The organism is Bradyrhizobium sp. (assembly GCF_049519115.1).
Classification (GTDB): Bacteria; Pseudomonadota; Alphaproteobacteria; order Rhizobiales; family Xanthobacteraceae; genus Bradyrhizobium.
Map to the genome: position 1 here is coordinate 23,957 of NZ_JBEKRB010000022.1, position 12,598 is coordinate 36,554.

Here is a 12,598-nt window from a genome sequence, read left to right on the forward strand (position 1 = left end):
ATCTCCTTCGAATTCTCAATCTCTGGACCCGTCGGCCTGATCGTGCGTGTCGCCGTTACATCGCCTCGGCGCCGGAGATGATTTCAATCAGCTCCTTGGTGATCATGGCCTGACGGGTGCGGTTGTAAATCAGCGTCTGCTTGCGAATCATGTCGCCGGCGTTGCGGGTAGCGTTGTCCATCGCGCTCATCTGGGCTCCGTAGAAGGAGGCGTTGTTCTCCAGGAGCGCGCGGAAAACCTGCACCGCAATGTTGCGCGGTAAAAGCCGGGGCAGGATCTCGTCTTCCTCCGGCTCGTATTCATAGGAAACCGCTGGCTCGGCGTTCGCAGCAGTCGCTTCCACCACCAGCGGGATGATCTGCTGCGCGGTCGGGATCTGGGCGATCACCGAGCGGAAGCGCGAATAGAACAGCGTGCAAACGTCAAATTCGCCGTTGTTGAACCGCGCGATGACCTTTTTGGCGATGTCTTCGGCATTGACGAAGCCGAGCTGGCGAACCGAGCGCAATTCGACGCTTTCGACGATCTGCTTGTCGAAGGTGCGGCGAAGCTGTTCCAGCCCCTTGCGGCCGACGCAGAAGAACTTGACCTCTTTGCCTTGCGAAATCAGCTTCAGCGCGTGCTCGCGGGCGAGCCGCACGATCGAGGAGTTGAAGGCGCCTGAAAGACCGCGTTCGCCAGTACACACCAACAGGAGATGCACCTGATCTTTGCCGGTTCCGGCCAGGAGCGCCGGCGCGCCGGGCGAACCTGCCGCAGCCTTCGCAATATCGGAGATCACCGCATCCATCTTTTCGGCATAAGGCCGGGCGGCTTCGGCGGCGCTCTGTGCGCGGCGCAACTTCGAGGCCGCGACCATCTGCATCGCCTTGGTGATCTTCTGCGTCGCCTTGGTCGAGGCGATGCGGACCCGCATGTCCTTCAGTGAAGCCATCTCAGTTCACCCTGGCGACCCGATTCTGATCCGGCCGCGAACCCCTTATTTCGTTATGCCCGGCCTCGTGCCGGACATCCACGTCTTGAATTTCCCATCTATGTCCAAAGACGCGGGTGCGCCGGCCATGACGGCCTCTTTAAGCGAGCGTCTTGACGAAGCCCTCGACCACGCTCTTCAGCTTGGCCGCGGTATCGTCGGAAAGATCGCGGCTGTCACGAATGGTGTTGAGGATCTCGACGTTCTTGCCCCGCAGCGTCGACAACAGCCCGTCCTCGAACGCCCGCACCTTGTTGAGCGGAAGCGCGTCGAGATAACCGTTGGTGCCGGCCCAGATCACGCAGACCTGCTCTTCCATCTTCAGCGGCGAGAATTGCGGCTGCTTGAGAAGTTCGGTCAGGCGCGAGCCGCGGTTGAGCAGGCGCTGGGTCGAGGCGTCGAGGTCGGAGCCGAACTGCGCGAACGCCGCCATTTCGCGGTATTGCGCCAGCTCGCCCTTGATCTTGCCGGCGACCTTCTTCATCGCCTTGGTCTGCGCCGACGATCCGACGCGCGACACCGACAGGCCGACGTTCACCGCAGGCCGGATGCCCTGGAAGAACAGGTCGGTTTCGAGGAAGATCTGCCCGTCGGTAATCGAAATCACGTTGGTCGGAATGTAGGCCGAGACGTCGTTGGCCTGGGTTTCGATCACCGGCAGCGCCGTGAGTGAGCCCGAACCCTGCTCCTTGTTGAGCTTGGCGGCGCGTTCCAGCAGGCGCGAATGCAGATAGAAGACGTCGCCCGGATAGGCTTCGCGGCCCGGCGGACGGCGCAGCAACAGCGACATCTGGCGATAGGCGACGGCCTGTTTGGACAAGTCGTCATAGATGATGACCGCGTGCATGCCGTTGTCGCGGAAATACTCGCCCATGGTGCAGCCGGTGAACGGCGCGATGTACTGCATCGGCGCCGGATCGGACGCGGTGGCCGCGACAATGATCGAATATTCCAGCGCGCCCTGCTCTTCGAGCACCTTCACGAACTGCGCGACGGTGGAACGCTTCTGCCCGATCGCGACATAGACGCAATAGAGCTTGATGTTCTCGTCCGGCTGGGCGTTCAGCGGCTTCTGGTTGAGGATGGTGTCGAGCGCGATCGCGGTCTTGCCGGTCTGGCGGTCGCCGATGATCAATTCACGCTGGCCGCGGCCGACCGGGATCAGCGCATCGATCGCCTTGAGACCGGTCGCCATCGGCTCATTGACCGACTTGCGCGGAATGATGCCGGGCGCCTTGACGTCGACGCGCATGCGCTTGTCGGCCTTGATCGGGCCCTTGCCGTCGATTGGATTGCCGAGCGCGTCGACGACGCGGCCGAGTAGCCCCTTGCCGACCGGCGTATCGACGATGGCGCGGGTGCGCTTGACGGTCTGGCCTTCCTTGATCTCGCGGTCGGCGCCGAAAATCACGATACCGACGTTGTCGGTTTCCAGGTTCAGCGCCATGCCGCGTGTTCCATTCTCGAACTCGACCATCTCACCGGCCTGGACGTTGTCGAGGCCGAAGACACGGGCGATGCCGTCGCCGACAGACAACACCTGTCCAACTTCGGAGACCTCGGCCTCCTGGCCAAAATTCTTGATCTGGTCCTTGAGGATCGCGGAAATTTCCGCGGCGCGGATGTCCATCAGCCTGCCTCTTTCATCGCGTGCTTGATCGAATTGAGTTTGGTGCGAAGCGAACTATCGACCATGCGGCTGCCGAGTTTGACAACAAGGCCGCCGATGATCGAGGGATCGACTTTCACGTTGAGCGAAACATCTTTGCCCGTCACCGACTTCAGTGCGGTCTTGAGGGCATCGAGATTCTTGTCGCTGAGCTGTTCGGCCACCGTCACGTCGGCGGTCGCCTCGCCCTTGAATTTGGCCACCAGCGCGCGGAAGGCGCGGATCACCTGATCAACGGCGAACAGCCGCCGATTGGAGGTGAGAACTTTCAGGAAATTGGCGGAAATGCCGGAAATACCGGCCTTGTCGAGCACCGCCGACAGCGCCTTCACCTGGGTGTCGGAGGAAAAAACCGGGCTGCGAACGAGACGCTTCAGATCGGCGCTGTCCGCCAGCATCGCATCAAATGCGTCGAGATCAGCCTTGACGGCGTCGATTGATTTTTCATCGCGCGCCAATTCGAACAAGGCCGTTGCATAACGACCGGACACTCCCGATACGGACGGATTCTCAGCCACAAGCGCGCTCTTTATTGCTGTCAAACTCGCAAGGGAAAAACCGTCGCCCAAATGCGGCGCCTAGCGATCCAAGCCCTTGGAGTTCAATCGGGACTTCGATTTTCGACCGGCACAGGCAGCGCCAGGACCGTTAAAATCGCGGCTTTGCTAACATAGCAAGAGTGCAGGTGCAATATGACGGCCGCGGTCGGCGATGCCTTGCCGCACGCGGTTTGCAGGCCGATCGCTTATCGACCGTTTGGCTATTCGCCGAGACGGGCTAAGTCACCAGAACGGTATTCAGAAACCGGGCTTGAACAGCCAGAATCGTTCCGTCCGTTATTGCATGGCCGCATGCGCCCACCGGGCGGAACGCGAAAAGTCGGCCAGCCATCCCCAATTCGCAATACTTGCCGAAATCTCGGCAACCCACGCGAGAACTTTATTCATCAGTATTAACCGTATCACTCAAGTATAAATTTGACTACTTGATCAATAATTCCAGCATTACGGAACATCCAACGATCTTCTGTTCCATATAACAAGATGTTTCATGGTGAGACAAATCGGTTCTACTGCCCCTTTTATGCCTCATTGCGAAATCAAACGGCAGTCCTCAAAATGGAGCGGGGGTTCCACTCGTCACAGATGTGGCGTTACTTAAATTGAGGGACTGATATAATGCTGAAATTGAACAAGCAGACGCTGGGCAAAGTCGCCCAGTCGCGTACGGCGCTCGTCCTTTTTGCCGCAGCTGCTTTCACCGGTGGCGCCGCTTCCGAAGCCTCGGCGAGGCCCTATCGGCACCACCATCACCACCACCATTTTGCCCATCACGCCGCCCGGAGCGAGCATTCGTCCTGGCGGGAAGCCAATGCGTCGATCGAGCCGACCACGGGCGGCCGCAGCTTCTCGGGCATGGCCTCTTTCTACGGCAATGAATCCGGCAGCAGGACCGCCTCCGGCCAGCGCTTCAATCAGGAAGCCATGACCGCAGCCCATCGTAGCTTGCCGTTCGGCACCAAGCTTAGGGTCACCCATGGCGGCCGCAGCGTCGTCGTGACCATCAACGACCGCGGCCCGTTCGTTCGCGGCCGGGTACTGGACCTGTCCACGGGCGCTGCCCGTGCCATCGGTCTGACGGGCGCCGGCGTCGGCCGGGTCGTCGCCGAGGTCATGTAATCCACGCAGCCTTCAAGACATCAGTGCCATTTGTCCCGCACTTTTATCGGGTCAAGGAGCTGATTTGACGCTGACACCAAAGCCCGCCGTCGCAACCGACGGCGGGTTTTGTTTTTGGCTCACAAAAAGCTCTGCGGATCGACATCGACCTCTAGCTTGAGGTTACCTTTGGTCTTCGGGCCCGCGGCCAGCCATTCGCGCAGATATTCCGACAGATCGACATTACGCAGCGACTTCACCAGCAGGCGGAACCGATAACGGCCTTTGATGACCGCGAGCGGCGCTTCGGCGGGGCCGAGCACCTTGATTCGCTCATCGAGAGGCGCGATCGCCGCCAGCTTGCGCGCAAAACCTTCCGCGGTGGGACGATCGCCGGCCGACACGATCAGGCTCGCCAGCCGCCCGAACGGCGGGTAGCCGGTGCGTTCGCGGGAGTCGATTTCGCTGGCGTAGAATGCTTCGCGGTCACAGGCGACCAGCGCCTTCATCACGGGGTGTTCCACCTGATGGGTCTGCAAATAGCCGACGCCCCTGCCCTGGTCGCGCCCGGCGCGGCCGATCACCTGGTTGAGCAATTGCCAGGTGCGCTCGGCGGCGCGCGGATCGCCATTGCTGAGGCCAAGATCAGCATCCACCACGCCGACCAGATTGAGCCGCGGGAAATGGTGACCCTTGGCCACCAGTTGGGTGCCGATGATGATATCGACGCGGCCTTCGGCGATCTCGTTCAACTCGCTGCGCATAGTTTCGACCGAGGTGATGAGATCGCTCGACAGCACCATGGAACGTGCGTCCGGAAACAGGCTCGCCACCTCTTCCTGCAAACGCTCGACGCCGGGACCAACTGCCACCAGCGATTCCTCCGCGGCGCAATTCGGGCAGGCATGCGGACGCGGCATCGAGAAACCGCAGTGATGACAGACAAGTCGCTGGCGAAAGCGGTGGTCCACCAGCCACGCATCGCAAATGGTACAGGCGAAGCGGTGCCCGCAGGCGCGGCACAACGTCAGCGGCGCGTAGCCACGTCGGTTGAGAAACAACAGCGCCTGTTCTCGCCGTTCGACTGCAAGCCGAACCTGCTCGGCGAGCTTGGGTGCGATAAAGCGGCCGCGCGGCGGCGCTTCACGCCGGAGGTCAATCGCCTCGATATGCGGCATATGCTGGCCGCCGAACCGCGACGGCAGCAAGATGCGCTGATAGCGGCCCTTGCGCGCATTGACTTCGGTTTCCACCGACGGCGTGGCCGACGCCAAGACGATCGGAATTTTGGCGATATGGGCGCGCACCACCGCCATGTCGCGGGCGTGGTAATGCGCGCCCTCATCCTGCTTGTAGGCCTGGTCATGCTCCTCATCGACAACGATGAGACCTAGATCCGCATAGGGCATGAACAACGCGGAGCGGGCGCCCACCACGACCGGCGCCTCGCCGCTGGCGATCGCCGCCCAATTGCGCTGCCGGGTGCGTGGGGTCAATTCGGAATGCCACTCCAGCGGCCGCACGCCGAACCGCCGGGTGAACCGATCCAGGAACTGGCCGGTCAACGCGATCTCCGGCATCAGGATCAGCGACTGCCTGCCGCGGCGGATCGTCTCGGCGATCGCTTCGAAATAAACCTCGGTCTTGCCCGAACCGGTGACCCCGTCGAGCAGTGCGACGTGGAATGTGCCGTTGGCCGCCAGCGCGCGCATCGCGTCCACGGCGGTACGCTGCTGGCGGGAAAATTCAGGGACTGCAAAAGAAGGATCGGGCGCCGGGGGCGTCGGCGCGCGCGGCATGGCTTCGACCGTGAGCGTGCCTTCATCGACGAGGCCATCGACAACGCCGACGCTGACGCCGGCTTCCTTGGCGGCATCGGACTTGCCGTGCAACAGACCGTCGGACATGAGCTCGATCAACCGCCGCCGCGCCGGCGTCATGCGCTGTGGCGGTGGCCCCGAAAGACGCACGCCCGTTCGCACGCGCTCAGGTCCGAGATCCTCGCCCATGCGCAGGCACATCCTTAAGACCATGCCGCGCGCTGACAACGTGTAATTGGAGACCCAATCGATGAGCGCGCGCAATTCGCCCTTGAGCGGCGGCACGTCGAGCTTCTCGCCGACATCTTTCAACCGATTGTGCAGACGCGGATCGGGATTGGCGTTTTCGGCCCACACCACGCCGACCACCTCGCGCGGTCCGAGCGGCACACAGACCACATCGCCGGCTTTGAGTTCGAGCCCACGCGGCACGCGATAGGAATAGGCACGGTCGAGCGCGACAGGCACCAGCACATCGACGACCCCGGTCAACGATGCGGGCGATGATGAGGCGCGCGTGGGATGGTCCATCTGAGATATGAGCCTGGTTAATTAGCGAAGGATAAACCAAGACGGTGCGATATAATCAAAGGAATCATCGCGCCAAGAGCCGATCGAGAGCCGATATGGCAAAGCCAGCGACCACCTTGCAGCCGATTGAACTTGACTGCGCCGACGAATCGATCGCGCTGGAGATGGCTCGATGGCTCGCCTTTTTGCGAACCGAGCGGCGTTTGTCGCCAAAGACCTCGGAGGCCTACGCCCGCGACCTGCGTCAGTTCCTCGAATTTCTGGCCGAGCACTGGGAAGCCCGCGTGACCGTCGGCCGCTTTGCCGCGCTTGAGGCCACCGATATCAGAGCCTTCATGGCCAAGCGGCGCACCGACGAAATCGGCAGCCGTTCGCTGATGCGCACGCTGGCAGGTCTTCGTTCGTTCGGCCGCTTCCTGGAACGCGAGGGCCGAGGCAGGGTCGGCGCGTTGTCCGCGATCCGCGCGCCGAAGATCGGCAAGAGCTTGCCGAAGCCTTTGCCGATGGCGGCGGCCAGGCGTCTCGCCGATGCCGACGAACGCGCGGGCGAAAACCGCGATCCATGGATCTGGGCACGCGACGCCGCGGTCATGGCATTGCTCTATGGTTCGGGCCTGCGCATCTCCGAGGCGCTCGGGCTGAAGCGCCTTGACGTGCCCGCGCCCGGCGAAGGCGACGTCTTGATCGTCACCGGAAAAGGCAACAAGACGCGGATGGTACCGGTACTGAAAAATGTCCTGACGCTGATCCAAGATTATGCGTTGATGTGCCCGTATCCGTTGCCACCGGAGGGACCGGTTTTCGTCGGGGCCCGCGGCGGACCTCTACGTCCTCGCATCATTCAGCTGACCATGGCGCGATTGCGCGGCGCGCTTGGCCTGCCCGACAGCGCAACGCCGCACGCGCTGCGGCATTCCTTCGCCACGCACCTGTTGTCGCGCGGCGGCGATTTGCGTGCGATCCAGGAATTGCTCGGCCACGCCTCGTTATCGACGACCCAGATCTACACCGGGATCGACAGCGAGCGCCTGCTTGAAGTTTACAAGAGCGCGCATCCGCGCGCGTAAAGTCGGCTAATTTCGGGCAACGCCGCCGACGGCCGATCCCGACCGGACCCTTGCGCTCGCCTACTTGTTCGTCCATCGTTGAGCGACGTCGCAGGGGGAGAAGAATCATGAGCGCGCATGAGAGCATGGAACAGGCCGAACACGCCGAACATGCATCCGGAGAGAACAAGAAGATCGCGCTCCTGATCGCGGTGATCGCGCTGTGTCTGGCGCTGTCGGAGACGCTCGGCAAGGGCGCGCAAACCGAATCGATCGCCAAGAATGTCGAGGCGTCAAACCTGTGGGCATTCTTCCAGGCCAAGAGCATTCGCCGCACCACCGTGCAGACCGCCGCCGAGCAGGCCAAGCTCGCTGCTCCAGGCGATGATGCCATGAAAGCGGCGGTGCAAAAGCAGATCGACGACTGGCAGAAGACCGCGGCACGTTACCGCTCCGAACCCGAAACCGGCGAAGGCACCGAGCAACTCGCCGAACGTGCCAAGCACGCGGAAGAAGAACGCGACCTTGCGACGGCGAAGTATCATCACTTCGAACTGGCGTCCGGCGCCTTCCAGATCAGCATCGTGCTGGCGTCGGCCACCATCATCACCGGCATAGTCGCGCTTGCGTGGATCGCGGGCCTGTTGACCCTTACAGGTGTCGTCTTCACGGCGCTTGGAATATTTGCGCCGCACGCTCTGCATCTGGCTTTGTAAGGCGAGGAAGATTTAGCGGGCTTCGTGCACGCTTTTTCGGAAGCGCTGGATCAGCCGCAGCATTCGCGATGACCAGCGGTCGCCGTCGCCACGCAGGATTTCCACGATGCGCTGCTTGATCGGATCGACCAGGGCGGCTGCCTTGGCGCGCAAGCTCATAACGAATTCATAGAGCCGCTCGAACCATCCCATCTCCAGCAGTTTCGGCCGCGTCACGTCGAAGACAAAGGCCGTGATGCCGACACCGACCAGCTTGGCGAACAGGATCGTAAAGACAGCGCTGAGCCAGTATTCATGGGTGAGCAGATAAAACCCGATGAGCTTCAACGGAAACAACGGAATCACCGGCACGGCGAAAACGATCAGTGTCATCGCCGGCGACAGCGTGTCGACGCGATCGGCGAGCCAAGTTTTGAAAGCTTGCAGCGGCAGCTTCGCCACCACCCAGGCGACGATCGGCTCGAGATGATCCCACAGCCACGCCTCGATCAAAAAGATGACCGCGAGCAAAACCCAGATCGGTTGAAGAAGGCGGCGTAGCATAAAATTTTATCCTAACCCGACTCTCGCCGGGTGAGGATCACATATGGATGGCGCGTTTGCCAACCGCAAGCGCGGCTTCTTTCACCGCTTCCGAGCGAGTCGGGTGGGCGTGGCAGGTCCGCGCCAGATCCTCGGCGGAACCGCCAAACTCCATCAAAACAGCGGCTTCGTGGATCATTTCACCCGCTTCGCGGCCGATAATATGCACGCCGAGTACCCGGTCGGTCTTCGCATCTGCGAGGATCTTCACAAACCCGTCAGTCGTTTGGTTGACCTTGGAGCGGCCATTGGCGGTGAACGGAAATTTGCCGCTGGTATAAGCCACACCAGCCTGTTTCAGCTCTTCCTCGGTCTTGCCAACGGAGGAAACTTCTGGCGTTGTATACACAACGCCAGGAATGACGTCGTAATTCACATGGCCGGCCTGACCGGCCAAAATTTCAGCAACCGCGACGCCTTCGTCCTCGGCCTTGTGAGCCAGCATCGGGCCGGCGACCACATCGCCGATCGCATAGACGCCCTTCAGGCTGGTGGCGAAATGCGCGTCGATCTGCACGCGGCCGCGATTGTCGAGCGCGATACCGGCTTCTTTCAGGCCGAGCCCATCGGTGTAAGGGACGCGGCCGATGCAAACCAGCACGACGTCGGCCTCGATCTTTTCGGAAGCGCCGCCGGCCGCCGGCTCGACCTGGGCGATCAGCGTCTTGCCTGAAGTGTCGACACCTGTGACCTTGGCGCCAAGTTTGAACGAAAAACCCTGCTTCTCGAGGATGCGCTGAAACTGCTTGGCGATCTCGCCATCCATGCCGGGCAGGATGCGATCGAGAAATTCGACCACGGTGACTTGCGCGCCCAAGCGGTGCCACACCGAACCAAGCTCAAGCCCGATGACACCGGCGCCGACGATCAGGAGCTTGCCCGGCGCCTTTTCGAGCGACAGCGCGCCAGTCGAGGACACGACGCGCTTTTCGTCGATCTCGATGCCTTTGAGCCGCGCGATATCCGATCCCGTCGCAATGACGATGTTTTTGGTCTCGACGGTTTGCGCTTTGCCGTCGTTGCCCGACACTTCGATCTTGCCGGTGCCGACGATTTTCCCCTTGCCGAAAATCACGTCGATTTTGTTCTTCTTCATCAGGAACTCGACGCCCTTGACGTTGCCGTCGATGCCCTGCTGCTTGAAATTCATCATCGCCGGCAGATCGAGTTTCGGCGATGAGACGCTGACGCCCATCTTGGAAAAAGAGTGCGCGGCCTCCTCAAACATTTCGGAGGCGTACAACAACGCCTTCGAGGGCATGCACCCGACATTGAGGCAGGTCCCGCCCAACGTCGCGTTCTTTTCGATCACGGCGACTTTCATACCGAGCTGCGCGGCGCGGATGGCGCACACATAGCCGCCCGGACCGGTGCCGATAACAACAAGATCGTAAGAAGCCATGATCAAACCCTGTAGCTGAGAAATGCGGGAAGATTTATTTTAGCATGATCTCCGCGCAAACGTGTCCCACGTTTGTCGCGAGGCAAAACCGGTCTCCACTTTTCCGGATCATGCTCTAACGCCCGCCCGACACGTCAAGAATGGCGCTGGTCACGTAAGAAGCCTCGTCTGACATCAGCCAGACGATGGCGTTGGCAATTTCATCGGCGGTGCCGATGCGCTTCATCGGCACCACATGCGCGAGCTTGTGAGCGCGGTCCGGCTCACCGCCAGAGGCGTGAATTTCAGTGTCAATCAGACCGGGGCGGATCGCCGCGACGCGAATGCCCTCGCCGGCAACCTCGTATCCGAGCCCGATCGTGAAGGAATCAATCGCGCCTTTGGACGCGGCATAATCGACATAGGTATTGGGCGAGCCGAGTTTAGCGGCGACCGACGACAGATTGACGATGACGCCACCCTTGCCGCCATGCTGGGTCGACATCCGCTTCACGGCTTCGCGGGCACAAAGCATGCTGCCGGTGACATTGACCGCCATCATGCGCTGGATGCGCTCGGCCGACATGGCGTCGACGCGGGTCGTAGGCCCAACGATGCCAGCATTGTTGACTAGCGCGCCCAACGTGCCGAAGCCATCTGCGGCTTTGAACAGCGCCAGAATGTCGGCCTCGCTTGCGACATCGCACTTTGCTGCGATGGCCTTGCCGTTCTTGGCCTCGATATGGCTGACGACCTCGTCGGCCGCCTTCTGGTTGCTGGCGTAGCCGACAACGACCCGATAGCCGCGGGCGGCCGCGGCAAGCGCGGTGGCGCGGCCGATGCCGCGGCTGCCGCCGGTGATGATCGCAACTTTGTCGGTCAAGAGAACGCCCCTACGATTCAGTCCGTTCTATCAGAAGCGCCGCTGCAAAAGGACAGCACGCATAAAAGGCCCGATCAGCCAATGGATCAGAGATCCAGCACCAGCCGCGCCGGATCTTCCAGGCTTTCCTTCACGCGCACCAGGAAGGTCACGGCTTCCTTGCCGTCGATGACACGGTGATCGTAGGACAGCGCCAGATACATCATCGGCCGAATCTCAACCTTGCCGCCGATCGCCATCGGACGTTCCTGAATCTTGTGCATGCCGAGGATGCCGGCCTGCGGCGCGTTGAGGATCGGCGTCGACATCAGCGAGCCGTAGATGCCGCCATTGGTGATGGTGAAGGTGCCGCCCTGCATCTCGTCGATCTTGAGCTGGCCGTCACGGGCGCGCCGGCCAAAATCGGCGATGCTCTTTTCGATTTCCGCAATCGACTTGTGGTCGCAGTCGCGCACGACGGGAACGACAAGGCCCTTGTCGGTGCCGACCGCGACGCCGATGTGGTAGTAGTTCTTGTAGATCAAGTCGGTGCCGTCGATCTCGGCATTGACGGCCGGAATGTCCCTCAGCGCCTGCACGCAGGCCTTGGTGAAGAAGCCCATAAATCCAAGTTTACTGCCGTGCTTCTTCTCGAACACGTCCTTGTAGTGTGCGCGGAGCGCCATGACGTTGGTCATGTCGACCTCGTTGAAGGTCGTGAGCATCGCCGCGGTGTTCTGCACGTCCTTCAGGCGCCGCGCGATGGTCTGGCGCAGCCGCGTCATCTTCACCCGCTCTTCGCGGGCAGCATCATCCGCCGGCGAGGGCGCGCGGACCTGCACGGCGGCCGCCGGCTGATTGACCGGCGTCGGCGCGGAGGCGGCCTTTTCGATCGCGGCCAGCATGTCACCCTTGGTAACGCGGCCGTCCTTGCCGGAACCGGGAACGGTCGCCGCATCGACGCCGCTTTCGACCGAAAGCTTGCGCACCGACGGCGCGAGTGGCGCATCCGAAGGCGGTACCTTGGCGGTTGGCGCGGGAGCGGCCGGTGCGGGAGCCGATGCCGCGGGCGCAGCGGCCTTGGCGGGCGCCGCGGCAGGTTTTGCAGCCGCGCCCGTCGCTCCGTCATTGATTTGCCCGAGCAGCGCACCGACGGCGACAGTCTCGCCATCCTTGGCGACGATGTCGCCGAGCGTGCCAGCGGACGGCGCCGGAACTTCGATCGTCACCTTGTCGGTTTCGAGCTCGACCAACGGCTCATCGACCGCCACGGTATCGCCGGCCTTCTTGAACCAACGGCCGATGGTGGCTTCGGTCACGGATTCGCCGAGCGTCGGCACGCGAATTTCAGTCATGGTCT

The 12,598-nt window shown here is 61.8% G+C and carries 11 protein-coding genes; 3 read left to right on the top strand and 8 right to left on the bottom strand.

The features are described 5' to 3' along the window. Positions 1-55 precede the first annotated feature (55 nt). The 3 genes from ABSE61_RS17990 to ABSE61_RS18000 all read right to left on the bottom strand — a co-directional run bounded on the left by ABSE61_RS17990 (position 56) and on the right by ABSE61_RS18000 (position 3,175). Positions 56-934 carry a F0F1 ATP synthase subunit gamma gene (locus tag ABSE61_RS17990; RefSeq protein ID WP_423872472.1) on the bottom strand — a complete coding sequence of 293 codons (879 nt, stop codon included), beginning with the start codon at positions 932-934 and terminating at the stop codon, positions 56-58. A 139-nt stretch (positions 935-1,073) separates the two neighbouring features. Further along, complete coding sequence (atpA, locus tag ABSE61_RS17995; RefSeq protein WP_423872473.1) at positions 1,074-2,603, bottom strand: F0F1 ATP synthase subunit alpha; 1,530 nt, start codon at positions 2,601-2,603, stop codon at positions 1,074-1,076. Beyond that, positions 2,603-3,175, bottom strand: coding sequence for a F0F1 ATP synthase subunit delta (locus tag ABSE61_RS18000; protein ID WP_423872539.1), 573 nt, complete (start codon positions 3,173-3,175; stop codon positions 2,603-2,605). The genes atpA and ABSE61_RS18000 overlap by 1 nt, the downstream gene beginning before the upstream one ends. 645 nt (positions 3,176-3,820) lie before the next feature. Here ABSE61_RS18000 and ABSE61_RS18005 point away from each other — a divergent pair. Next, positions 3,821-4,321: a septal ring lytic transglycosylase RlpA family protein gene (locus ABSE61_RS18005; RefSeq protein ID WP_423872474.1), complete on the top strand. Its 501-nt coding sequence runs from the start codon at positions 3,821-3,823 to the stop codon at positions 4,319-4,321. A 119-nt stretch (positions 4,322-4,440) separates the two neighbouring features. Here the strand turns inward: ABSE61_RS18005 and ABSE61_RS18010 are convergent, their stop codons facing one another. Continuing rightward, a complete protein-coding gene (locus ABSE61_RS18010) occupies positions 4,441-6,651 on the bottom strand; it encodes a primosomal protein N' (RefSeq protein ID WP_423872475.1) in 2,211 nt (736 codons plus the stop codon). Positions 6,652-6,746: 95 nt separating this feature from the next. Here ABSE61_RS18010 and ABSE61_RS18015 point away from each other — a divergent pair, with 95 nt between their 5' ends. Then, a complete protein-coding gene (locus ABSE61_RS18015) occupies positions 6,747-7,718 on the top strand; it encodes a tyrosine recombinase XerC (protein WP_423872476.1) in 972 nt (323 codons plus the stop codon). A 107-nt stretch (positions 7,719-7,825) separates the two neighbouring features. After that, positions 7,826-8,413 carry a DUF4337 domain-containing protein gene (locus ABSE61_RS18020; protein ID WP_423872477.1) on the top strand — a complete coding sequence of 196 codons (588 nt, stop codon included), beginning with the start codon at positions 7,826-7,828 and terminating at the stop codon, positions 8,411-8,413. Between the two features lie 12 nt (positions 8,414-8,425). On the opposite strand, the gene ABSE61_RS18025 is transcribed toward ABSE61_RS18020, so the two are convergent. From ABSE61_RS18025 to odhB, 4 genes are all read right to left on the bottom strand, one after another. Beyond that, positions 8,426-8,956 (bottom strand): hypothetical protein, encoded by a 531-nt coding sequence (locus ABSE61_RS18025; protein ID WP_423872478.1) that lies wholly within the window; start codon positions 8,954-8,956, stop codon positions 8,426-8,428. A 37-nt stretch (positions 8,957-8,993) separates the two neighbouring features. After that, on the bottom strand, positions 8,994-10,397 hold the full coding sequence (gene lpdA / locus ABSE61_RS18030; protein ID WP_423872479.1) for a dihydrolipoyl dehydrogenase: 1,404 nt from the start codon (positions 10,395-10,397) through the stop codon (positions 8,994-8,996). Positions 10,398-10,512: 115 nt separating this feature from the next. Further along, positions 10,513-11,259: an SDR family oxidoreductase gene (locus ABSE61_RS18035; RefSeq protein ID WP_423872480.1), complete on the bottom strand. Its 747-nt coding sequence runs from the start codon at positions 11,257-11,259 to the stop codon at positions 10,513-10,515. A gap of 86 nt (positions 11,260-11,345) precedes the next feature. After that, a complete protein-coding gene (gene odhB / locus ABSE61_RS18040) occupies positions 11,346-12,593 on the bottom strand; it encodes a 2-oxoglutarate dehydrogenase complex dihydrolipoyllysine-residue succinyltransferase (protein ID WP_423872481.1) in 1,248 nt (415 codons plus the stop codon). Between the last annotated feature and the right edge of the window lie 5 nt (positions 12,594-12,598).

Excerpts from the sequence above, each read along its gene's own strand:
- ABSE61_RS17990 (WP_423872472.1), bottom strand. The coding sequence starts at position 934 with ATGGCTTCACTGAAGGACATGCGGGTCCGCATCGCCTCGACCAAGGCG.
- atpA (WP_423872473.1), bottom strand. The coding sequence starts at position 2,603 with ATGGACATCCGCGCCGCGGAAATTTCCGCGATCCTCAAGGACCAGATC.
- ABSE61_RS18005 (WP_423872474.1), top strand. The coding sequence starts at position 3,821 with ATGCTGAAATTGAACAAGCAGACGCTGGGCAAAGTCGCCCAGTCGCGT.
- ABSE61_RS18010 (WP_423872475.1), bottom strand. The coding sequence starts at position 6,651 with ATGGACCATCCCACGCGCGCCTCATCATCGCCCGCATCGTTGACCGGG.
- ABSE61_RS18015 (WP_423872476.1), top strand. The coding sequence starts at position 6,747 with ATGGCAAAGCCAGCGACCACCTTGCAGCCGATTGAACTTGACTGCGCC.
- ABSE61_RS18020 (WP_423872477.1), top strand. The coding sequence starts at position 7,826 with ATGAGCGCGCATGAGAGCATGGAACAGGCCGAACACGCCGAACATGCA.
- ABSE61_RS18025 (WP_423872478.1), bottom strand. The coding sequence starts at position 8,956 with ATGCTACGCCGCCTTCTTCAACCGATCTGGGTTTTGCTCGCGGTCATC.
- lpdA (WP_423872479.1), bottom strand. The coding sequence starts at position 10,397 with ATGGCTTCTTACGATCTTGTTGTTATCGGCACCGGTCCGGGCGGCTAT.
- odhB (WP_423872481.1), bottom strand. The coding sequence starts at position 12,593 with ATGACTGAAATTCGCGTGCCGACGCTCGGCGAATCCGTGACCGAAGCC.